Source organism: Kitasatospora sp. NRRL B-11411 (assembly GCF_000721345.1).
In the GTDB taxonomy this organism is placed as follows: domain Bacteria; phylum Actinomycetota; class Actinomycetes; order Streptomycetales; family Streptomycetaceae; genus Kitasatospora; species Kitasatospora cineracea.
In genome coordinates this window covers 12,988-34,141 of the sequence record NZ_JOGH01000027.1, presented here as the reverse complement: position 1 = coordinate 34,141, position 21,154 = coordinate 12,988, and the positions used below count along the sequence as shown (strand labels likewise).

Here is a 21,154-nt window from a genome sequence, read left to right as displayed (position 1 = left end):
CGCACCCCCCACTGAACCACCGTCACCGACCTTCAGGAGTAACCACCGTGACCACCGCCGACACTCTGGCCGCGGGCCGCGAGCGCGGCGCCACCGTGTGGCTGACCGGCCTGCCCAGCGCGGGCAAGACCACCCTCGCGTTCGCGCTGGCCGAGCGGCTGCGCGCCGAGGGCCACCGGGTCGAGGTGCTGGACGGTGACGAGATCCGCGAGTTCCTCTCCAAGGGCCTGGGCTTCACCCGCGAGGACCGGCACACCAACGTCACCCGGATCGGCTTCGTCGCCGAGAAGCTGGCGGCCAACGGCGTCAAGGTGCTCGCCCCGGTGATCGCCCCGTTCGCCGACTCCCGCGCCGCGGTGCGCGAGCGGCACGCCGCGAACGGCACCGAGTTCCTGGAGATCCACGTCGCCACCCCGGTCGAGCTCTGCTCCGAGCGGGACGTCAAGGGCCTGTACGCCAAGCAGGCGGCCGGCGAGATCTCCGGCCTGACCGGGGTCGACGACCCGTACGAGGCCCCCGAGAAGCCGGAACTGCGCCTGCAGACGCAGGGCCGGTCGGTGGCCGAGTCCGCCGCCGAACTGCACGCCTTCCTGACCGAAAGGGGACTGGCATGACCGTCACCACGCAGCGCCTGGTCCAGGCCGAGGACAGCCCGTACGCGCTGTCGCACCTGGACGCCCTGGAGGCCGAGTCGGTGCACATCTTCCGCGAGGTCGCGGGCGAGTTCGAGCGGCCGGTGATCCTGTTCTCCGGCGGCAAGGACTCCATCGTGATGCTGCACCTGGCGCTGAAGGCGTTCGCGCCCGCGCCGGTGCCGTTCGCCCTGCTGCACGTCGACACCGGGCACAACTTCCCCGAGGTACTGGCCTACCGGGACCGCGCGGTCGCCAAGCACAACCTGCGGCTGCACGTCGCCTCCGTCCAGGACTTCATCGACCGCGGCGTGCTGCGCGAGCGCGCCGACGGGCTGCGCAACCCGCTGCAGACCGTCCCGCTGCTGGACGGCATCGAGTCCAACAAGTTCGACGCCGTGTTCGGCGGCGGCCGCCGCGACGAGGAGAAGGCCCGCGCCAAGGAGCGCGTCTTCTCGCTGCGCGACGAGTTCGGCGCCTGGGACCCGCGCCGCCAGCGCCCCGAGCTGTGGTCGCTGTACAACGGCCGGCACGCGGTCGGCGAGCACGTCCGGGTCTTCCCGCTGTCCAACTGGACCGAGCTGGACGTGTGGCAGTACATCGAGCGCGAGGGCATCGAGCTCCCGGAGATCTACTACGCCCACCGCCGCGAGGTGTTCAAGCGCGACGGCATGTGGCTGACCGCCGGCGAGTGGGGCGGCCCGAAGGAGACCGAGCAGGTGGAGACCCGCCTGGTGCGCTACCGCACCGTGGGCGACATGTCCTGCACCGGCGCGGTCGACTCCGACGCCGACACCATCGAGGCCGTGATCACCGAGATCGCCGCCTCCCGCCTCACCGAACGAGGGGCGACGCGCGCCGACGACAAGATGTCCGAGGCCGCGATGGAAGACCGCAAGCGCGAGGGGTACTTCTAAGCAATGAGCACCACCCAGGAAGCAACCGCCACCTCGCTGCTGCGCTTCGCCACCGCGGGCTCCGTCGACGACGGCAAGTCCACCCTGGTGGGCCGGCTGCTGCACGACTCCAAGTCGGTGCTGGCCGACCAGCTGGAGGCCGTCGAGCACGCCTCCCGCCGGCGCGGCCAGGAGGCCCCCGACCTGGCGCTGCTCACCGACGGCCTGCGGGCCGAGCGCGAGCAGGGCATCACCATCGACGTGGCGTACCGCTACTTCGCCACCGCCCGGCGCCGGTTCATCCTCGCCGACACCCCCGGCCACGTGCAGTACACCCGCAACATGGTGACCGGCGCGTCCACCGCCGAGCTGGCCGTGGTGCTCGTCGACGCCCGCAACGGCGTGGTCGAGCAGACCCGCCGGCACGCCGCGGTCGCCGCCCTGCTGCGCGTCCCGCACGTGGTCCTGGCCGTCAACAAGATGGACCTGGTCGCGTACGCGGAGCCGGTGTTCGCCGCCATCGCCGAGGAGTTCACCGCGTACGCGGCCTCGCTCGGGGTCAAGGACGTCGTGGCGGTGCCGATCTCGGCGCTGGCCGGCGACAACGTGGTCGAGCCCTCCGCGAACATGGACTGGTACGGCGGCCCGACCCTGCTGGAGCACCTGGAGACGGTGCCGGTCGGCACCGACCCGAGCGCCGAACCGGCCCGCTTCCCGGTCCAGTACGTGATCCGGCCGCAGAGCGAGGAGTTCCACGACTACCGCGGCTACGCGGGCCAGCTGGCCTCCGGCGTGCTGCGGGTCGGCGACCCGGTGACGGTGCTGCCCTCCGGCCACACCACCACCGTCGCGGCGATCGACGCGCTCGGCGAGAGCACCGAGATCGCCTGGGCCCCGCAGTCGGTGACGGTCCGCCTCGCGGACGACATCGACATCTCCCGCGGCGACCTGATCGCGGCCGCCCCCGCCCCCGTCCCCACCAAGGACGTCCGGGCCACGGTCTGCCACCTCAACGAGCGCCCGCTGCACGTCGGGGCGAAGGTGCTGCTCAAGCACACCACCCGCACCGTGCGCGCCCTCGTCAAGGAGATCGACTACCGGATCGACATCGACACCCTGGAGCGGCGCCCCGGCGCCGAGGGGCTGAACGTCAACGACATCGGCCACGTGGTGCTGCGCACCGCCGAGCCGCTGGCCCTCGACGACTACACCGACAACCGCCGCACGGGCTCGTTCGTCCTGATCGACCCGTCCGACGGCACCACGCTCACCGCCGGCATGGCGGGCGAGGCGTTCGACACCGTCAGCACCACCGACGCTTCCCAAGAGGAGGACTGGGTCTGATGCCCAGCGAGGCGTTCTCGGGCATGGACAAGGAAGGCGGCCGCATCGGCAGCGGCGTCCTCGGCAGCGGCCAGGGCGGCCTGACGCGATGTGGGGGCGGACAGGGGCGCTGAGCCCCTGTCACCGGGCCCGCTGCCGCCGTTCCTCCCCACAGCAGGCACGGCGGAGGCGGCCCGGCCCCGGCAGCACGTCAGGCACGAACCTTCCTCCTCTCCGAAACGGGACACCTCTCATGGCACCGAGCTCTCAGCCCACCCATACCTCCGCACGCCCCCGCGCCGGCCGGATCAGACGCTCCGCCGTGGCGACCGTCGCCGTGCTGACCACCGCCGGCCTGCTGTCGGCCTGCTCCTACGGCTCCAAGAGCGACGACAAGGCCTCCGCCTCCGCCAAGCCCGCCGCGAGCGGCGCCAAGCTCTCCGCGGACACCGTGAAGATCGGCTACTTCGCCAACCTCACCCACGGCACCGCGCTGGTCGGCCTCAAGCAGGGCATCATCCAGCAGGAGCTGGGCGGCACCCAGATCAAGACCCAGGTCTTCAACGCCGGCCCGGCCGAGATCGAGGCGCTGAACGCCGGCTCGATCGACATCGGCTGGATCGGCCCCTCCCCGTCGATCAACGGCTTCACCCAGTCCGGCGGCAAGTCGCTGAAGATCATCAGCGGTTCGGCCTCCGGCGGCGTCAAGCTGGTGGTCAACCCGGAGAAGATCAACACCCTGGACGACCTCAAGGGCAAGAAGATCGCCACCCCGCAGCTCGGCAACACCCAGGACGTCGCCCTGCTCAACTACCTGGCGGGGAAGGGCTACAAGGTCGACGCCCAGACCGGCGACGGCGACGTGAAGGTGCTGCGCACCGACAACAAGGTCACCCCCGACGCCTACAAGTCCGGCTCGATCGACGGCGCGTGGGTGCCCGAGCCGACCGCCTCCAAGCTGGTCACCCTCGGCGCGAAGGTCCTGCTCAACGAGAAGGACGTCTGGCCGGACAAGAAGTTCGTCATCACCAACATCATCGTCTCGCAGAAGTTCCTCAAGGAGCACCCGGACGTGGTGGAGGCCGTGCTGCGCGGCTCGGTGAAGACCAACGCCTGGATCAAGGCCAACCCGGCCCAGGCCAAGGACGTCGCCAACGCCCAGATCAAGGCCGACGCGGGCAACGCGCTGGACGCCTCGATCCTCGACCCGGCCTGGCAGGACATCGACTTCATCGACGACCCGCTGGCGAACACCCTGCAGGCCGAGGCCGACCACGCCGTCACCGCCGGGCTGCTCAAGAAGCCCAACCTGGACGGGATCTACGACCTGACCCTGCTCAACAAGGTGCTGAAGGAGAACAACCAGGCCGCCGTCGCCGACGCCGGCCTGGGCACCAAGTAAGTCCTCCCAGGCCCCGAGGTCCGCGCCCCGCGCCCGCCCACCCGATGCCCACTCACCGGGCGGGCGCGGGGCCGGACCCCGGACACCGATCCCTTCCCTGCCCGGAACCACACCTGCAGGAGGTGCCCGTGACCACGGCACTGACCACCTCGCCCGACGCCCCCGGCGCGGGCCGCCCGGACGGCGACACCGCCGTCCGGATCTCGCACGTGCACAAGACCTTCGGCCGCCCCGGCACCGCCGCACCGGTGCTGGAGGACATCAACCTCACCGTCGCACCCGGCGAGTTCGTCACCCTGCTCGGCGCCTCCGGCTGCGGCAAGTCCACCCTGCTCAACCTGGTGGCCGGCCTGGACAAGCCGACCTCCGGCACCATCGAGGTGCCCGGCGGCCGCCCCGCCCTGATGTTCCAGGACCACGCCCTGTTCCCCTGGCTCACCGCGGGCCGCAACATCGAACTCGCGCTGCGCCTGGCCGGCGTCCCCAAGGAGCAGCGCCGCCCCGAGGCCGAGCGGCTGCTCGAACTCGTCCGCCTGGGCGGCTCGTACAAGAAGCGCGTCCACGAGCTGTCCGGCGGCATGCGCCAGCGCGTCGCCCTGGCCCGCTCGCTCGCCCAGGGCTCCCAGGTGCTGCTGATGGACGAGCCGTTCGCCGCGCTCGACGCCATCACCCGCGACGTCCTGCACGACGAGATCACCCGGATCTGGGCGGAGAAGCAGCTCGCCGTCCTGTTCGTCACCCACAACGTCCGCGAGGCCGTCCGCCTCGCCCAGCGCGTCGTGCTGCTCTCCTCCCGCCCCGGCCGGGTCGCCAAGGAGTGGCGCATCGACCTGCCGCAGCCGCGCCGCATCGAGTCCGCCGGGGTCGCGGATCTGTCCATCGAGATCACCGAAGAACTGCGTGGGGAGATCCGCCGCCATGTCCAGCACTGACACCGCCGCCGCTCCCCTCGCCAAGGACGAGTCCGCCGACAACGCGAGCGTCGAGGCGGGCCTCGACGCCCTGGAGACCGTCCAGGCGCAGCGCCCCCCGCTCTCCGCGGTGCTGCGCCAGAAGGTCCTGCCGCCCGTCCTCGGCGCGGTGCTGGTCCTGGCCGTCTGGCAGCTCGCCTACAGCCTCGAACTCACCACCCCCGACAAGCTCCCCAGCCCCTCCGACGTCTGGCACTCGCTCACCGAACTCTGGTACGCCGGAACGCTGTTCTCGATCATCTGGACCAGCGTCTGGCGCGGCCTGTCCGGCTTCGTGCTGTCCGTCGTCATCGGCACCCCGATCGGCCTGGTCGTCGCCCGGATCAAGCCGGTGCGGGCCGCGCTCGGCCCGGTCCTCTCCGGCCTGCAGTCGCTGCCCTCGGTGGCCTGGGTGCCCGCCGCGATCATCTGGCTCGGCATCACCAACTCCGCCATGTACGCGGTCATCCTGCTCGGCGCCGTCCCGTCCATCGCCAACGGCCTGATCAGCGGCATCGACCAGGTCCCGCCGATCTACCTGCGGGCCGGCCAGACCCTCGGCGCGACCGGCCTGCGCGGCGCCCGCCACGTCCTGCTGCCCGCCGCGCTCCCCGGCTACCTGGCCGGGCTCAAGCAGGGCTGGGCCTTCTCCTGGCGCTCCCTGATGGCCGCCGAACTCATCGCCGCCTCCCCCGACCTGGGCCTCGGCCTCGGCCGCTACCTGGAGAACCAGCGCGAGTTCTCCAACATGTCCGGCGTCCTGCTCGGCATCCTGCTGATCCTGTTCGTCGGCGTCGCCATCGACCTGCTCTTCTTCTCCCCGCTGGAGCGCCGCGTCCTGCGCAGCCGCGGCCTCCTCGTCAACTCCCGCTGACCGCATGGCTCCCAGCACGGAACGCAGCACCCCCGCGCCCCATCAGGGGCGCGGGGAACTGCGCGCAGCGGAAGGCCACCACCCGCAACCGGGTACCGCCCCTGCCCCCGCGCGCCGTACGCCCGTCCCGCCCGGCGCGTCCACCCCGCCGCTGCTCCTCCTCGCGCACGGCTCCCGCGACCCCCGCCACGCCGCCACCGTCGAGGCCCTCGCCGACGCCGTCCGCGCCCTGGCCCCGCACCTGCCCGTCACCACCGCCTACCTGGACCACTGCGCCCCGCGGATCGCCCAGGTCGCCCCACGCCTGACCGGCGCGATCGCCGTCCCGCTGCTGCTCAACCGCGCGTTCCACGCCAAGCACGACATCCCGGCCGCCCTGCGCGCCGCGGGCTCGCCGATCCCCGTCGCGGACGTCCTCGGGCCCTCCCCGCTGCTGCTGGCCGCCCTGGACCGCCGGCTCGCCGAAACCGGCCTGGACGTCGCCGACCCGGCCGTCCGGGCCCGCACCGGCGTGGTGCTGGCCGCCGCCGGCTCCTCCGACCCGGCCGCCAACGCCACCACCCGCGCGGTGGCCGCCGAGTGGCGCCGCACCCGCGGCTGGGCCGCCGTCACCACGGCCTACGCCTCCGCGACCACCCCGACCGTCCCGGACGCCCTGGCCGAGCTCCGCGCCGTCCCGGCCGTCCGCACCACCGCCGTCGCCCCGTACCTCCTGGCCCCCGGCCTCCTCCCCGACCGGATCGCCACCGCCGCGACGGCCGCCGCCACCGACCACCTCGCCCCGGTCCTCGGCGCCGCCCCCGAACTGGCCCGCCTCCTCCTCACCCGCCACGCCGAAGCCGCAGCCGCCACCGACGCAACCGCCGCCCGCACCGCCTGACGGTGCGTCGGCTCAGGCTGCCAGGCCGTGCCGGTAGGCGTAGACGACGGCCTGGACGCGGTCGCGGAGCTGGAGTTTGGTGAGGATGCGGGAGACGAAGGTCTTGACGGTCTCCTGGCTGATGACGAGGGCCGCGGCGATCTCGCTGTTGGAGAGGCCGTCCGCGAGGAGCCGGAGGACCTCGAGTTCGCGGGGGGTGAGCGGGATGTCCCGGGCGGGGTCCCCGGCGGGGCGGATCCGGGCGGCGTAGTGCCCGACGAGCCGGCGGGTCACGTCGGGGTCGAGGAGGGCCGCTCCGCCGGCCACGGTGCGGATGCCGTGCAGCAGCCGGTCCGGGGGCGCGTCCTTGAGGAGGAAGCCGCTGGCGCCGACCCGCAGGGCCTCGTACACGTACTCGTCGAGGTTGAACGTGGTCACCACGAGGACCTTGACCGGGTCGGGCACGGCGATGCCGGCCAGCAGGCGGGTGGCTTCGAGTCCGTCGAGGACCGGCATCCGGATGTCCATCACGACGACGTCGGGCCGTAGCGCGCGGGCGAGTTCGACGCCGGTGCGCCCGTCCCCGCACTCGCCCGCGACCTCCATGTCGGGCTGGGCGCCGATGATGGTGACCAGGCCGGTGCGGACCAGTAGCTGGTCGTCGCAGACCAGGACCCGGATCGGCGCGCTCACGCGGCGGCCCCGGCGGGGAGGTGCGCCCGGACGGTGAAGCCGCCGTCGGGTTCCGGCCCGGCGCTGAACTCGCCGCCCAGGACGTCGACGCGCTCGCGCAGGCCCGCCAGGCCCCGCCCGCCGCCGGTGGCGACGGCGGCCCGGGTGCCGGTGCCGTCCGTGCTGACCTCCACGGTGATCCCCTCTCCGCCGTACCGTATCCGTACCGAAGTCCGGCTGCCGTGAGCGTACTTGAGGGCGTTGGTGAGCGATTCCTGCACCACCCGGTGGACGACCAGGTCGGCGCTGCCGGCCGGGGCCGGCGGGGTGCCCTGTTCGGTGAACTCGACGGGCTGTCCGGCCCGGCGGGTCTGCTCGACCAGGGTGCGGACCCGGCCGACCACCGGTGTCCTGGGCTCCGCGCCCGCCGCCGGGCCGGTGCCGTGGTCGGGGTTGAGCAGGTCCAGCAGGTGGCGCAGGTCGGCGATGGCGAGCCGGCCGGTGTCGCTGACGGCGGTCAGCGACTGTTCGAGCCGCCCGGGGTCGGCGGTCAGGTAGCGGGCGGCCTCGGCCTGGATCACCATCGCGGTCACGTGGTGGGTCACCACGTCGTGCAACTCCCGGGCGATCCGGGCGCGTTCGGCGGCCCGGACCTCGGCGGCGACGGCCTCGCGGCGCCCGTCCTCCGCGGCCCGGGTGGAGCGCAGCCACGCCCCGGCCCCCCAGGCCGCCGCGAGCACCAGGTAGAAAGTGGCGAACCCGGTCGGCGTCTCGGTGCCGGAGCCGAGCCGGGTGAGCGCCACCGCCAGCGGCGGGTACGCCGCGGAGAGGAGGACCACGGCGGCGCGCCGGTGCCGTTCCAGGTGGGAGCCCGCGCTGATCAGCGCGAGCGGCAGGGCGGTGCCGGCCAACGAGTGGTAGCCGCGCAGCTGGTCGAGGGCGAAGCCGGCCGCCACCAGCGCCAGGCTGACGGCCGGCCAGCGCCGGCGCAGCACGAGGGAGAGGCCCTCGGCCCCGACGGCCAGGACGGCGAGCGCGTCGAAGGCGCGGGTCGGCAGGTCGCCGAGCTCCGTCCCGTTGCCGCGCAGCGCCGGGACGAACGAGGCGGCGACCAGCAGGGCCCCGAGCGGGAGGTCGCGCAGGGTGACGTGGAGTCCGCGCCACGTCCGGCCGACCCGCTGAAGGATCATCACCGGGCGAGTGTAGCCAGCGCGTTGACGCGCCCGGCCTGCCGCCGGGGGACGATGCGGCCGCGCCGGTGGGCCAGCCGCAGGAAGACCGCCATCATCACCGCGCCGAACAGCACCGCGTACCCGCTGGCCTCCGGGCCGAACTCGCCGCCGGTGACCAGCGCGGAGCCCGACGTCGCGGCGTCCAGCAGCCCGTGCGTGCTGCCGTTGCCGGAGACCTCGGTGCTGAAGATGCCGGACTCCGCGAAGTTCCAGCCGAAGTGCAGGCCGATCGGCAGCCACAGCGAGCGGGTGGCGGCGTACCCGGCGGCGAGCATGCCGCCGGCCTCGATCGCGATGGCGGCGGCGCCCACCAGGGTGGCGTCCTGGTTGAACAGGTGGGCCGCGCCGAACAGCACGCCGGACAGCGCCAGCGCGGCGTACGTCCCGAGGCCGCGCTCCACCAGCCGGAAGAGCAGGCCGCGGAACATCAGCTCCTCCGTGACGGCGGCGCCCGCCATGAAGCCGACCAGCCCGATCGGCCCGCTCAGCGAACCGAAGCCTTGGACCCGGTAGTCCCCGAGGAGGATGATGTTCACCATCACGCACCCGAACATCGCCGTCCCGATCACCAGGCCCCGCAGCAGGGCCCGGGACGCTCCTCCGGGGGCCAGTTCGGTGACCGGGCGCTGCTCGGTGCGCCCCACGACCCACCGGTAGACGGCCACCGCGAGCACCGCCGCCAGGCCGCCCACCAGGAGCGAGAGCCACGGGTTGTCCTGGACCGCGGTGGCGCTCTGCCCGCCGATCGCGCAGGCCAGCACCACGGCCAGGATCTGCCACACCAGTTTCATGACGACTTCCCTCTTCGGTTGCGGTCCGGTCCGCGACCCGGGCGCCGCGGCTGCATCGAACGTTAGGCAACCGGCGAACGGAAATCGTCACCTCCCGGGGGACACCTGCGGGTAGCTCGCACGGGGGACAGGACGGGCCGTCGACCCGTCAACTGCCCCCCGAGGCACCGGAGTCGGGGTCCAGCCGCCCGCGCTCCCACGGGTCGGCGGCGGCCCGGGCCGCCGCCCGGCGGGCGGTCTCGAAGCGCTGCGCCAGGTCCGGGTGCGGGGCGTCCGCCCAGCGCCAGGCGCCGACCGCGCAGACCCGGCGCAGCGGGTCGCCGGTCTCCAGGGCCGCGACCAGTTCCTGCTGGAGCCGCCGGCTGCCGCCCGCGACGGCCAGCACCTGGGCCAGCCAGCGCGGCGAGGAGGGGTCGTCGTCGGCCAGCAGCGCGTCCAGCACCGCCCCGTAGTGGGCCCGGACCGCGGCCCGGTCCCCGGCCAGCCGCCGGTACGCGGCCTGCCGCTTGTGCCCGATCCGGTGGTACTGCGGGTAGCCGGGGGCCCGGGCGGCCAGCGCGTCGACGCGCGGGTCCGGCTCGGTCCGGACCTCGGTGCCGAGCGCCGCCAGCAGCGCGTCCAGCGCGGCCTCCTGCGCGTCCAGCCGTGCTCCCTGTTCCACTGCGGCCGCCCTTCCTCCGGCTCCCCCGCCACATACTTGCAGGCGCGGGAATTTGCGTACCTCGACTAAGCTTGTCCCCAACAGGACCACGACGAAGGGAGCACGGGCCATGACCCGACCGGACCCCGGACTGGCGCACGGCTGGTGCGCCCTCACCGCCCTGCACGGCCGGATCGAGGCCCACGTCGAGCGCGCCCTCCAGGCCGAACACGAGCTCAGCGTCCGCGAGTTCTCCGTCCTGGACGTGCTCTCCGCGCAGCACGACGGCGACGGCGGCCACTTCCGGATGAACCAGCTCGCCGACGCGGTCGTGCTCAGCCAGAGCGCCACCACCCGCCTGGTCACCAGGCTGGAGGACCGCGGCCTGCTGGCCCGCTACCTCTGCCCCACCGACCGCCGCGGCATCTACACCAACGTCACCCCGGCCGGCCTCGCCCTCCTCGAACAGGCCCGCCCGACCAACGACCTGGCCCTCACCGAGGCCCTCGACAGCGCCGGGCAGCGCCCCGAGCTGGCCCCGCTGGTCACCGCCGTCCGCCACCTCTCCGCCCCCGGGTCCTGAGCCCCGGTAGAGCCCGCCCCGACAGCCGGCGGACCGGCGCCGCGCAACGGCGGCGCAGCCCCCGAAAAAACCGCCGGCGCAGACCCGCCGGGCCTCCGGAGCCCCGAAGGACCCGGGCACCCGGCCGCCCCGCGCCGGCGGTGCAGCAGCCCAGCGGCAGCCCTAGTCGGCCTTGCGCCGCTGGCGCCCCGTCCCGTAGTTGGCGCCGCTCTTCGAGCCGGAGCCCGGCTTCGCCCGCCCGGAGGACTTGCCGATGAAGCCGGCCGCCATCTGCGGGCTCCCGGCGCCGGGGCGCTGCTTGGGGCGGGGGCGGCGCGGGTTGCCGCTCATGTCGAGGTCCTTGGGCAGGCCGGCGTCGGCCCGCTTGGCCGGGCGGCGGCGGCCCTCGCCGTCCAGCGGCTTCGCGCCGCCGCGCCCGCGGCCCCGCCCGCGTCCGCCGCCGGCGTTCTCGGTGCCGCCGGTCGCGGCCGCGGCCGGCGGCTGGGCGGGGACGGCCGAGGCCGGGACCGGCAGGACCACGGCCACGCCGGACGGGGTGCGGGCGCCGGTGATGCGCCCCAGCTCGCCGTCCCCGGGGCGGACCTTGGTGACGGTCGGGCGGATCCCGGCGATGCTCATCAGCCGGTTGACCTCGCGGCGCTGCTCGGGCAGCACCAGGGTGACGACGGTGCCGGACTCGCCGGCCCGGGCGGTGCGGCCGCCGCGGTGCAGGTAGTCCTTGTGGTCGATCGGCGGGTCGACGTTGACGACCAGGTCGAGGCCGTCGATGTGGATGCCGCGGGCGGCCACGTTGGTGGCGATCAGCGCGGTGACCTCGCCCTCGCGGAACTGGTCGAGGACCCGGTTGCGCTGCGGCTGCGACTTGCCGCCGTGCAGCGCGGCGGCGACCACGCCGTTGGCGCGCAGCTGCTTGGCGAGGCGGTCCGCGCCGTGCTTGGTGTGCACGAACATGATCACCCGGCCGTCGCGGGCGGCGATCCGGGCGGTGGTCTCGGCCTTGTCGGCGGGCTCCAGCTGGAGCAGGTGGTGGTCCATGGTGGTGACCGCCCCGGCCGACGGGTCCACCGAGTGGGTGACCGGGTCGGTGAGGAAACGGTTGACCAGCCGGTCCACGTTGCGGTCCAGGGTGGCGGAGAACAGCATCCGCTGCCCGCCCTCGGCGACCTGTTCCAGCAGCTTGACGACCTGCGGCAGGAAGCCCATGTCGGCCATCTGGTCGGCCTCGTCGAGGACGGTGATCGCCACCTCGTCGAGGAACACGTCGCCGCGCTGGATCAGGTCGTCCAGCCGGCCGGGGGTGGCGACCAGCACCTCGGTGCCGCGCCGGACCTGGTTGGACTGCCGGGTGATCGACATGCCGCCGACCACGGTGGTGATCCGCAGGTTCAGCACCCCGGCGTACGGGGCGAGCGCCTCGGTGACCTGCTGGGCCAGCTCGCGGGTGGGCACCAGCACCAGGGCCAGCGGGCGGCGGGCCGAGGCCCGCTTGCCCGCGGTGCGCACCAGCAGCGGCAGGCCGAAGGCCAGCGTCTTGCCGGAGCCGGTGCGGCCGCGGCCGAGCACGTCGCGTCCGGCCAGCGCGTCCGGCAGGGTGGCGGCCTGGATCGGGAACGGCTCGGTGACGCCCTGCGCGCCGAGCTCCTTCAACAGCCCGGCGGACAGCTCCAGTTCGGCGAAGCTCGCGGCCGGCGGGCGGGACGGGGTGCCCTGCACGGGCGTGAAGTCGGCGGCGGGCGCGGCCGCGGGGGCGGCGCCGCGGCCGCGCGGACGGCGCGGCTGCTCGGTGCGCGGCGCGCCGCTGCGGGCGGCGCCGGTGCGCGGCTGTCCGCTGCGGGTGCGCGGCCGCTCGGTGCGCGCGGACTGCCCGCTGCGGGGGCGGTCGGCGCGGGGCTGGTCGCCGCGGGGCTGGTCGGTGCGCGGACGGGACTGCTCGGGCATGCGTGTTCCCACTTCCTGGGGGCCGCCGGCCGGCGCGCGGAGAGAAGGGGCGCGGGAGCCGGGAGATCGGATCGGCCGTCGGAAAGGGGGAGGAGGGGCCGCCCCGGCCGTCGGGCGGCATGGACGAGGGCCCGTACCTGGTGGAGGTACGGGCCCTCGCCTATGACATCTGTGCGTCGGCGTGAGCCGGGACTCAGATGGCGCGGATGTTCTCCGCCTGCGGGCCCTTCTGGCCCTGGGTGACGTCGAACTCGACCTTCTGGCCCTCGACGAGCTCACGGAAGCCGGTGGACTGGATGTTCGAGTAGTGGGCGAAGACGTCGGCGCCGCCGCCGTCCTGCTCGATGAAGCCGTAGCCCTTTTCGCTGTTGAACCACTTCACGGTGCCGGTAGCCATAACCGTCTCCACTTTCACTGGGGCATTGGGACGCACACCTCGTGCGCCCCACGTAGCCGCGATCCCCATCCGGAGACTAAACACCGGACAAAACAAATGCGCCTGTGGTTGGAACCAGCAGGCGCACACACACGTTCATGGGAACCAATACTGCAACTGCTTCGACAATAGCACGTCGGCCCTCGTCAATGGCGGCAATGGTTGCGCTGGTCACACCGTGTTTCGCCACCGCGCGGAGGGGGCACGAGGTCCGTTCGGACCTCGTGCCCCCTCCCCCGTCACCGGGTCGGAACCGGCGTCACCGGGTCAGAACCGGCCGGCCGGCTCCGGCTCGCGCTCGCCGATCGCCTCGGGGCCGTGGTCGGGCATCGCGCCGTGACCGGGCCACCAGGCCTTCTTGCCGAGCAGGGCAGTGATCGCCGGGGTGAAGAACATCGCCATCACGAAGGCCGCCAGCACGATGCCGATGGCCAGGGCGAAGCCCAGCTCGGCGAACAGGACGTTGCCCGCCAGCATGAAGGTGGCGAAGGACGCCGCCAGGATGAAGCCGGCCGCGGCGACGGTCGGGCCGGCGTGCCGGACCGCCTCCCTGGCCGCCTCGCGCGGGCTGCGGCCCTCGCGGGCCTCCTCCCGGAGCCGAGCGATGATCAGGATGTTGTAGTCGGTGCCGATCGCCACCACGAACAGGTAGATGAAGATCGGCAGCATGAACATCAGACCGGGCTCGGTGCCGATCTTGAGGAAGGCCACCGTGGTGGCGCCCAGGGTGGCCGCGAAGCCGAGGCCGACCGAGGCCATCAGGTACCAGGGCGCGACCACGCTGCGCAGCTGGAGGCCCAGGATCAGCAGGATCAGCAGACCCGCCACCGGGAAGACCAGCTTGTAGTCGTGGGTCATCGCCAGGTTGATGTCCTTGTACACCGACGAGGTGCCGCCGACCACGGCCTCGGTGCCGCTGGGGGCGGCCGAGTGGGCGGTCGAGCGCAGGTCGGTGACCGCGTCGATCGCCGCGTTGCTGGCCGCGGCGTCCTTGAGGGTCACCGTGAAGTCGGCGGTGCTGCCGTCCTGGCTGATCTTCTGCTCGGGGGCGACCCCCGCCACGCCGGGCACCTGGCCCAGCTTGGCGCCGAAGCCGTCCAGCGCGCCGGTGTCGAGCTTGCCGCCGCCGGTGGTCAGGAAGACGTGGGTCGGGTCGGCGGCGCCCGCCGAGAAGCCCTTGCTGAGCGAGTCCATGACGACCATGGACTCCTTGTCCTTCGGCATCATGCTCTTGGCCATGTCGAAGGTGCCCTGGTAGCCGAGGCCGGCCAGCGAGAGGATCACCAGCAGGCCGCCGGAGACCACCGCGATCAGGCCGGGGCGGCGGCCGACGGTGTTGCCGAGCTTGTGGAAGCGGGCGCCCTTGGGCTCCTCCATCCACTTGCGGCCGGGCCAGAAGGTGGCCTTGGCCGGGATCACGGCGAGCAGCGCCGGGGTCAGGGTGAGCGAGGCCAGCGCGGTGACGATCACCGAGATGGCCAGCGCCGGGCCGAGCGCGGTGAACATGCCCAGCTCGGACAGCAGCAGCACGGCGAAGGCGACGGTGACCGCGCCGGCCGCCGAGGCGATCGCCTCGCCGACCCGGCCGACGCCGTTGGCCACGGCCGACTTGCGGTCGTCACCGGCCCGCAGCCGCTCGCGGTAGCGGAACATCAGGAACAGGAAGTAGTCGGTGCCGACGCCGAGGATCACCACGATCTGGATCGCGGAGGCGATCGGCGAGCTCTTCAGGTCGAACAGCTTGGTGACGAAGGCGATCAGGCCGCTGGCCGCGATCATCGGGAACAGCGAGAGCAGCACCGGCAGCCAGCCGACCAGGATGCCGCGGAAGATCACGCCGACGATGACCACGATCAGCACCACGGTGGCGACCATGGTGATCGCGTCGGTGGCGCTGGAGGACTCCTTCTGGTCCAGGGCCATCGCGGCCTGGCCGCCGACCTGGTACTTCAGCGCGGTGCCCTCGGCGAGCTTCTTGCCGTCGTCGCGGAGCTTCTTGGCGGCGTCGCTGTACTCGTCGGTCTGCATCTTCGTCTTGTCGATGGAGACCATCGACATCGCGTAGTGCCCGTCCTTGGAGGTGCTCTGCGGGGACGGCGGGATGACCTGCTCGACCAGCGGGATGTGCTCGTCGGTGAGCCCCTTGACGACCTTGGCCATGTCGGCCTTGTCGGTGTCGGTGAGGGCGCCGCCGTCGGTGCGCTCGAAGAGCAGGATCGCGGCCGGGGAGAACTCGGCCGGGAACTTCTCCTCCTGGAGCACCGAGGCCCGGATCGACTCGTAGTGCTTCGGCAGGAACTCCGACTCGTCGGTCGAAGCACTCATCTTGGGTGCGAAGGCCGCCAAGCCGATGGAGGCGATCACCCAGGCGATGATCACCCACCAGGCCCGCTTGACGACGAAGTGTCCAAGTCGGTGGAACATGCTCGAAATGCCTCCTGGGCATGGTTCACCGCCGCCGGGGGACGGGGACCGGGCAACGGCTCTGACCGGCGCACGGACCCCAGCGGGGCGTCTAGCCGGTCGGCAGGTAAGGACTAGTGGGCATCCTACGGGACCTTACTTGCCGCCCGGCAAGTGGGTTTGCGGGTGCCCTCCGGGGACGGCGGTGAAACCGGCCCCGCACTATGGTCACCCGGCCCCGGGGTCCCCCACCTCGTGCTCCGGGTGGAGATCGCTCCCCCTCAGGGTGGACGTCCGACCGCCCCCAAGGAGGAGATCCCGACCCCGGGGGTGGGGTTAACCCCCACCCCGACCCTGGGGACAGGTTCAGGGGAAAGACGGTGACTGCCCGGATGGTCCGTCAGCGCGCCGGTTCCTAGCGTGGGTTGTGCCGCGCGGCAGTGCCCGCGGCCCACTGGCCGGGGCGGTCCACGACCGCCCGAAACCCTGGGGGGAACCCGCAGTGAAGCAAGGAATCGCCGCCACGATGGGCGCGTGGAGCGCCCGCCACCGGAAGACCGCGGTCTTCGGCTGGCTGCTGTTCGTCGTCCTGGCCTCCTACCTGGGCGGGATGCACGGCGCCCGCAAGGTCACCGACGCCGAGTCGATGCCCGGCCAGGTCGCCCGGGCCGCGAAGATCCTCGACGACGCGGGCGTCAAGTCCCCGGCCGGCGAGACGGTGCTGGTCCAGCACCCCTCGCTGACCGCCGACGACCCGGCCTTCCACGCCGCCGTCGACCAGGTCGCCGCCGCCGTCCGGGCCACCGGCCGCACCGCCGGGGAGCTCGGCCCCTACGAGACCGGGGCGGTCTCCGCCGACCGGCACTCCGCGCTGCTCCGGTTCACCGTCGCCGGGGCGGACCGCGAGGCCGCGGTGGCCAACGTCCCCGCGGTGATGGACGCGGTGGCCGAGGCCCGGCGGCAGCACCCCGGCTTCGTGGTCGAGGAGTACGGCGAGGCCAGCTCCGGCAAGTGGTTCAGCGACCAGTTCAAGGACGACTTCGCCCGCGCCGAGTGGACGGCCGTGCCGCTCGCCCTGGGCATCCTGCTGATCGCCTTCGGGGCCGTGGTCGCCGCCGTCCTGCCGGTGGTGCTGGCGATCACCGCGTTCGTCGCCGCCGGCGGCCTGGTCGCCCTCGGCTCCGGGCTGCTGCACACCAGCGACGACGCCAGTTCGGTGATGCTGCTGGTCGGCCTCGCCGTCGGCGTCGACTACTGCCTGTTCTACCTGCGCCGCGAGCGCGAGGAGCGCGCCGCCGGCCACGACCCGGCCACCGCGCTGCGGATCGCCGCCGCCACCAGCGGCCGGGCCGTCCTGGTCTCCGGCGTCACCGTGGTGGTCGCCATGGCCGGCATGTTCCTCACCGGCATCGCCGACTTCCGGGCGATGTCCTTCGCCACCATCGTGGTCGTGGTCACCGCCGTGCTCGGCTCGCTGACGGTGCTGCCCGCCCTGCTCTCGATGCTCGGCGACCGGGTGGCGAAGGGCCGCGTCCCGTTCCTGCACCGCCTGCGGCGCGGGGCCGGCGACGGCAGCCGGTTCTGGAACGCGGTGCTCACCCCCGTGCTGCGCCGCCCGCTGGCCGCCGCCGTCCTCGCCACCGGCCTGCTGCTCGCCGTCGCCGCCCCGCTGCTGACCATGCACACCGCGAACCTCACCTTCCAGCAGCAGCTGCCCCGGGGCAACGCGCTGGTCGCCACCGCGCAGCGGGTCGAGGCCGCCTTCCCCGGCAGCCCCGCCCCCGCCACCGTGGTGGTCAAGGCCAGGGACATCACCTCCCCCGAGATGACCCGGGCACTGGCCGACCTGCAGTCCCGCGCCCTGGCCACCGGGCGGATGCACGGCCCCACCGAGGTCACCGTGCACGCCGAGCAGAACGTCGCCACGGTCGACATCCCGCTCTACGGCAGCGGCAACGACGCCGTCTCGGCCGCCGCCCTGAAGGTGCTGCGCGAGGAGGTGGTCCCCGCCACCGTCGGCGCGGTGCCCGGCACCGAGGCCCCGGTCACCGGCAGCACCGCCGGCTCGGTCGACTTCAACCGGCAGATGTCCGACGCGATGCTCCCGGTGTTCGGCTTCGTGGTCGCCTTCGCCTTCCTGCTGATGCTGCTCTCCTTCCGCTCGCTGTCCGTCGCCCTCACCGCCGTCGCACTCAACCTGCTCTCCGTCGGCGCGGCCTACGGCGTGCTCGCGCTGGTCTTCCAGCACGGCGTCGGCGCCGCCCTGATCGGCACCGCGGGCGTCGGCGCGGTCGAGAGCTGGGTCCCGCTGTTCCTGTTCGTGATCCTCTTCGGCCTCTCGATGGACTACCACGTCTTCGTGGTCTCCCGGATCAAGGAGGCCCGGGACGCCGGCCTGCCCACCCGGGCCGCCGTCGCCCACGGCATCCGCAGCACCGCCGGCGTGGTCACCAGCGCTGCCGTGATCATGGTCGGGGTGTTCGCCGTCTTCGGGACGCTCTCGATGCAGTCCATGAAGCAGATGGGCGTCGGCCTCGCCGTCGCCGTCCTGATCGACGCCACGGTCATCCGGGCCGTGCTGCTCCCCGCCGTGATGACGCTGCTCGACGAGAGGAACTGGTACCTGCCGCGCTGGCTGCACCGGCTCCCCCGGGTCGGCGCCGAGCCCGCCCCGGCCGGCCTCCCGGCCGCCCCCCGCCCCGAACCGGCCCCGGCCGGCGCCCACCGCTGAGTCCCGGGGAGGTTCCCCGACAATGGACGGGTGATCTTCGACGAACCGAGGGCGCTGGCCCTCCTGCAGGAAGCAGCCGCCCCGGCCGGGATCGACCCGGCCGGGGCGGCGCTGCTCGCGCTCGGGCAGAACGCCGTCTTCGAGCTGCCCGCCGAGGGCCTGGTGGCCAAGGTCGGCCGCACGCCCGGGGAGGCCGCCCGGGCCGAGCGCGAGCTGGCGCTGGCCTCGTGGCTGGACGGCGCCGGGGTGCCGGTGGTGCGCCCGGCCGCGGCGGCCGTCGCGGTGGTGCAGGGGCACCCGGTGACGTGGTGGCACCGGCTGCCCGCGGCCGTCCGCCCGGCCCGGCCGGTCGACCTGGCGCCGCTGCTGAGGGCGCTGCACGCGCTGCCCGCGGCCCCCGTCCCGCTGGGCCGGCGCGACCTGCTGGCTCCGGTGGACAGCTGGCTGGCCGCCGCGGCGGGCCACGTCGACCCGGCCGACGCGGACTTCCTCCGTGTCCGGAAAGAGAGCTTTGTCACCGCGATCGCCGGACTGGACCCCGTCCTGCCCCCCGGCCCGATCCACGGCGACGCGCTGCCGCGCAACGTGCACGTCACCGCGGACGGCCCGGTGCTGCTCGACCTGGAGTACACGGCCGCGGACCTGCGCGAGCACGACCTGGTGGTGCTGGCGCTCAGTCAGGACCGCTACGGCGTACCGGCCGAGGAGGTCGACGCGTTCCACGCCGCCTACGGCTGGGACGTGCGCGAGTGGCCCGGCTTCGCGGTGCTGCGCGGCGCCCGGGAGACCGCGAGCGCCGCGTGGGTGGCCCAGCAGGCGGCCGGGAACCCGGCCGCGGGCGCCGAGTTCCGCCGCCGGGTGGACTCCCTGCGCGACGGGGCGACGGCAGTACGCTGGTTCGCGTTCTGACCGCTTCCGTCCGTGCCCGCCGTGTGGCGCAGCGCACATCCGGACGGAACCACCCCGCTCGTGCCTGGCGTCGTACCGGACGCCCCGCCCCAAGGCGGCCGGTACGACGTCAGGAGTCGCCCCATGGTGAAGTCCCGCATACCCGCCCCCCGTCGTTCTCTCCTGCTGGGTGCCTCGGCGCTGCTCGGCACGTCCGCCCTGCTGGTGGCGTGCGGCGCGCAGGGCTCCCCCTCCGCGGCGGGGGACGCCGCGCACCGCCCGGCCGTGCCGAGCGCGAGCACGGGCACGACCGGCGCGGCGGGCGGGACTCCCTCGGTCGCGGCCCGGCCCACCCCGGGCGAGGGCACGCAGACCCCGACCGCGCCCGACCGCACCCCCGAGCCGTCCGCGAGCAGCACCGCGCCGGCCTCCCCGTACGCCTCCCCCACCCCGTCCGCGCCGCGGACCACCGCGGTCCCCTCGCAGAGCGCCGGCAGCACCGCCGCCACCCCCTCGCAGCCCTCCTCGCCCGCCCCGGCCACCGGGGTGCTGCGGCACACCGCCTCGGGCGGCAGGACGGTCGCGCTGACCTTCGACGACGGCCCGGGCCCGGCCACCGGACAGGTGCTGGACCTGCTGGCGCAGTACGGCGCCAAGGCCACCTTCTGCGAGATCGGCGACAACGCGAAGGCCCGCCCGGCGGCCGTGCAGCGGATCCTCGCCGAGGGCCACCGGCTGTGCGACCACACCGTGGACCACCCGCAGCCGATGCACACCCGCCCGCACGAGCAGCAGGTCGCGGAGATCGCCGACGCCAAGTCGATGATCGAGAACGCGGCGGGCAACAGCCCGACGATCACCTGGTGGCGCGCCCCGGGCGGCGACTTCACCGCCGAGAACGAGCGGATCGGCGCCGACCTGGGCATGAAGTCGCTGGGCTGGACGGTCGACCCGCGCGACTGGTCGCGTCCGGGCGTGCAGGCGATCGTCTCCAACGTGCAGCAGAACCTGCGCCCGGGCGGGGTGGTGCTGATGCACGACGGCGGCGGCGACCGCAGCCAGACCGTGGCGGCGCTCAAGCAGCTGCTGCCGTGGCTGGTCGCGCAGGGCTACGCCTTCGACTTCCCGCAGTCCTGACGGCGGGTCACCGCGGGGGTCAGGACGCCTCCTTGAGCGGCCAGCGCGGGTCGACCACGGCCGCCGGGTCCTTGCGGCGCAGCCAGCTCTGCAGGTCGACCGCCCAGTCCCGGTACCAGCCGACCTGGCGCCGGTGCAGTTCGTCCAGCGGCAGGTCGCCGGCCTGCGGGTACCGGCGGCCGAGCGCGACGGCGACCCGGACGGCGGCCAGGGCGTCGCTGCCGGCCTCGTGCGCGTCGCGCAGTTCGACGCCGTAGACCTCGCAGACCCGCTGCAGGGTGCGCGAGCCCTTGCGGTACTTGTCCAGGGCGCGGTCGACGACCATCGCGTCGACCACGGGGGTGACCGGGCCGCCGAGGCGGTCGGCCAGCGTGGGCAGGGCGTGGCGGCGCAGTTCGGCCTCCAGCAGCGAGAGGTCGAACGGCGCGTTGAAGGCGACCACGGGCCGCCCGGCGGCCAGCCGCTCGGCCAGGGCGCGGGCGATCTCCTCGACCGCCTCGGCGGCGGGGCGGCCGTGCGCGCGGGCCTCGGCGTCGGTGATGCCGTGGATCGCGGCGGCCTCGGCGGGTATCGGGACGCCCGGGTCGACCAGCCAGGTGGTGGCGCGCTCGACGCCGGCCCCGCGGGTGTCGACCACGGCGGCGGTGACGATCCGGGCCTCCTCCGGGTCGGTGCCGGTGGTCTCCAGGTCGAAACCGGTGAGCGGCCCCTTCCACCAGGTCATGGGGGTGTGTCCTTCCGTCAGCACTGCCAAGGTGGGTCCATCA

General features: G+C 73.8%; 19 protein-coding genes. 11 read left to right on the top strand and 8 right to left on the bottom strand.

The window, feature by feature from the left end:
* Nucleotides 1–47 precede the first annotated feature (47 nt).
* The 7 genes from cysC to IH44_RS0115475 all read left to right on the top strand — a co-directional run bounded on the left by cysC (nt 48) and on the right by IH44_RS0115475 (nt 6,957).
* Nucleotides 48–614: an adenylyl-sulfate kinase gene (gene cysC, locus IH44_RS0115510; RefSeq protein WP_030460134.1), complete on the top strand. Its 567-nt coding sequence runs from the start codon at nt 48–50 to the stop codon at nt 612–614.
* Nucleotides 611–1,549 carry a sulfate adenylyltransferase subunit CysD gene (cysD, locus tag IH44_RS0115505; RefSeq protein ID WP_030460133.1) on the top strand — a complete coding sequence of 313 codons (939 nt, stop codon included), beginning with the start codon at nt 611–613 and terminating at the stop codon, nt 1,547–1,549. The genes cysC and cysD overlap by 4 nt, the downstream gene beginning before the upstream one ends.
* 3 nt (nt 1,550–1,552) lie before the next feature.
* Nucleotides 1,553–2,872: a sulfate adenylyltransferase subunit 1 gene (locus IH44_RS0115500; protein WP_030460132.1), complete on the top strand. Its 1,320-nt coding sequence runs from the start codon at nt 1,553–1,555 to the stop codon at nt 2,870–2,872.
* A gap of 301 nt (nt 2,873–3,173) precedes the next feature.
* Nucleotides 3,174–4,253, top strand: coding sequence for an aliphatic sulfonate ABC transporter substrate-binding protein (locus tag IH44_RS0115490; RefSeq protein ID WP_107066541.1), 1,080 nt, complete (start codon nt 3,174–3,176; stop codon nt 4,251–4,253).
* Nucleotides 4,254–4,381: 128 nt separating this feature from the next.
* On the top strand, nt 4,382–5,185 hold the full coding sequence (locus IH44_RS0115485) for an ABC transporter ATP-binding protein (RefSeq protein ID WP_030460130.1): 804 nt from the start codon (nt 4,382–4,384) through the stop codon (nt 5,183–5,185).
* Nucleotides 5,172–6,077 carry an ABC transporter permease gene (locus IH44_RS0115480; RefSeq protein WP_030460129.1) on the top strand — a complete coding sequence of 302 codons (906 nt, stop codon included), beginning with the start codon at nt 5,172–5,174 and terminating at the stop codon, nt 6,075–6,077. Before IH44_RS0115485 ends, IH44_RS0115480 begins: the two co-directional genes overlap by 14 nt.
* Before the next feature lie 4 nt (nt 6,078–6,081).
* On the top strand, nt 6,082–6,957 hold the full coding sequence (locus tag IH44_RS0115475; protein WP_081966906.1) for a sirohydrochlorin chelatase: 876 nt from the start codon (nt 6,082–6,084) through the stop codon (nt 6,955–6,957).
* A gap of 12 nt (nt 6,958–6,969) precedes the next feature.
* On the opposite strand, the gene IH44_RS0115470 is transcribed toward IH44_RS0115475, so the two are convergent.
* From IH44_RS0115470 to IH44_RS0115455, 4 genes are all read right to left on the bottom strand, one after another.
* A complete protein-coding gene (locus tag IH44_RS0115470; protein ID WP_030460127.1) occupies nt 6,970–7,629 on the bottom strand; it encodes a response regulator transcription factor in 660 nt (219 codons plus the stop codon).
* Nucleotides 7,626–8,798, bottom strand: a complete 1,173-nt coding sequence (locus tag IH44_RS0115465; RefSeq protein ID WP_198544997.1) for a histidine kinase — start codon at nt 8,796–8,798, stop codon at nt 7,626–7,628. Before IH44_RS0115465 ends, IH44_RS0115470 begins: the two co-directional genes overlap by 4 nt.
* A complete protein-coding gene (locus IH44_RS0115460) occupies nt 8,798–9,631 on the bottom strand; it encodes a CPBP family intramembrane glutamic endopeptidase (protein ID WP_030460125.1) in 834 nt (277 codons plus the stop codon). Before IH44_RS0115460 ends, IH44_RS0115465 begins: the two co-directional genes overlap by 1 nt.
* Before the next feature lie 148 nt (nt 9,632–9,779).
* Complete coding sequence (locus IH44_RS0115455; protein WP_030460124.1) at nt 9,780–10,292, bottom strand: hypothetical protein; 513 nt, start codon at nt 10,290–10,292, stop codon at nt 9,780–9,782.
* 109 nt (nt 10,293–10,401) lie between these two features.
* Here IH44_RS0115455 and IH44_RS0115450 point away from each other — a divergent pair, with 109 nt between their 5' ends.
* Nucleotides 10,402–10,854: a MarR family winged helix-turn-helix transcriptional regulator gene (locus IH44_RS0115450; RefSeq protein WP_030460123.1), complete on the top strand. Its 453-nt coding sequence runs from the start codon at nt 10,402–10,404 to the stop codon at nt 10,852–10,854.
* Nucleotides 10,855–11,016: 162 nt separating this feature from the next.
* On the opposite strand, the gene IH44_RS0115445 is transcribed toward IH44_RS0115450, so the two are convergent.
* The 3 genes from IH44_RS0115445 to IH44_RS0115435 form a co-directional block, all read right to left on the bottom strand.
* On the bottom strand, nt 11,017–12,792 hold the full coding sequence (locus tag IH44_RS0115445; protein WP_030460122.1) for a DEAD/DEAH box helicase: 1,776 nt from the start codon (nt 12,790–12,792) through the stop codon (nt 11,017–11,019).
* A gap of 193 nt (nt 12,793–12,985) precedes the next feature.
* Nucleotides 12,986–13,189, bottom strand: a complete 204-nt coding sequence (locus tag IH44_RS0115440; protein WP_030460121.1) for a cold-shock protein — start codon at nt 13,187–13,189, stop codon at nt 12,986–12,988.
* Nucleotides 13,190–13,495: 306 nt separating this feature from the next.
* Nucleotides 13,496–15,652 carry an MMPL family transporter gene (locus tag IH44_RS0115435; protein ID WP_030460120.1) on the bottom strand — a complete coding sequence of 719 codons (2,157 nt, stop codon included), beginning with the start codon at nt 15,650–15,652 and terminating at the stop codon, nt 13,496–13,498.
* 505 nt (nt 15,653–16,157) lie between these two features.
* On the opposite strand from IH44_RS0115435, the gene IH44_RS0115430 reads away from it, so the two are divergent.
* From IH44_RS0115430 to IH44_RS0115420, 3 genes are all read left to right on the top strand, one after another.
* A complete protein-coding gene (locus tag IH44_RS0115430; RefSeq protein ID WP_051816931.1) occupies nt 16,158–18,362 on the top strand; it encodes an MMPL family transporter in 2,205 nt (734 codons plus the stop codon).
* A 30-nt stretch (nt 18,363–18,392) separates the two neighbouring features.
* Nucleotides 18,393–19,271 carry an aminoglycoside phosphotransferase family protein gene (locus IH44_RS0115425; protein ID WP_030460118.1) on the top strand — a complete coding sequence of 293 codons (879 nt, stop codon included), beginning with the start codon at nt 18,393–18,395 and terminating at the stop codon, nt 19,269–19,271.
* Nucleotides 19,272–19,394: 123 nt separating this feature from the next.
* Entirely contained in the window at nt 19,395–20,387 is a 993-nt protein-coding gene (locus IH44_RS0115420; protein ID WP_063759613.1) for a polysaccharide deacetylase family protein, read from the top strand.
* 19 nt (nt 20,388–20,406) lie between these two features.
* Here the strand turns inward: IH44_RS0115420 and IH44_RS0115415 are convergent, their stop codons facing one another.
* Nucleotides 20,407–21,111, bottom strand: a complete 705-nt coding sequence (locus IH44_RS0115415) for an exonuclease domain-containing protein (RefSeq protein ID WP_030460116.1) — start codon at nt 21,109–21,111, stop codon at nt 20,407–20,409.
* Nucleotides 21,112–21,154: the final 43 nt, after the last annotated feature.

Excerpts from the sequence above, each read along its gene's own strand:
- IH44_RS0115460 (WP_030460125.1), bottom strand. The coding sequence starts at position 9,631 with ATGAAACTGGTGTGGCAGATCCTGGCCGTGGTGCTGGCCTGCGCGATC.
- IH44_RS0115420 (WP_063759613.1), top strand. The coding sequence starts at position 19,395 with ATGGTGAAGTCCCGCATACCCGCCCCCCGTCGTTCTCTCCTGCTGGGT.
- IH44_RS0115430 (WP_051816931.1), top strand. The coding sequence starts at position 16,158 with ATGGGCGCGTGGAGCGCCCGCCACCGGAAGACCGCGGTCTTCGGCTGG.
- IH44_RS0115415 (WP_030460116.1), bottom strand. The coding sequence starts at position 21,111 with ATGACCTGGTGGAAGGGGCCGCTCACCGGTTTCGACCTGGAGACCACC.
- IH44_RS0115450 (WP_030460123.1), top strand. The coding sequence starts at position 10,402 with ATGACCCGACCGGACCCCGGACTGGCGCACGGCTGGTGCGCCCTCACC.
- IH44_RS0115475 (WP_081966906.1), top strand. The coding sequence starts at position 6,082 with ATGGCTCCCAGCACGGAACGCAGCACCCCCGCGCCCCATCAGGGGCGC.
- IH44_RS0115445 (WP_030460122.1), bottom strand. The coding sequence starts at position 12,792 with ATGCCCGAGCAGTCCCGTCCGCGCACCGACCAGCCCCGCGGCGACCAG.
- IH44_RS0115435 (WP_030460120.1), bottom strand. The coding sequence starts at position 15,652 with ATGTTCCACCGACTTGGACACTTCGTCGTCAAGCGGGCCTGGTGGGTG.
- cysD (WP_030460133.1), top strand. The coding sequence starts at position 611 with ATGACCGTCACCACGCAGCGCCTGGTCCAGGCCGAGGACAGCCCGTAC.
- IH44_RS0115440 (WP_030460121.1), bottom strand. The coding sequence starts at position 13,189 with ATGGCTACCGGCACCGTGAAGTGGTTCAACAGCGAAAAGGGCTACGGC.
- IH44_RS0115500 (WP_030460132.1), top strand. The coding sequence starts at position 1,553 with ATGAGCACCACCCAGGAAGCAACCGCCACCTCGCTGCTGCGCTTCGCC.
- IH44_RS0115465 (WP_198544997.1), bottom strand. The coding sequence starts at position 8,798 with ATGATCCTTCAGCGGGTCGGCCGGACGTGGCGCGGACTCCACGTCACC.
- IH44_RS0115480 (WP_030460129.1), top strand. The coding sequence starts at position 5,172 with ATGTCCAGCACTGACACCGCCGCCGCTCCCCTCGCCAAGGACGAGTCC.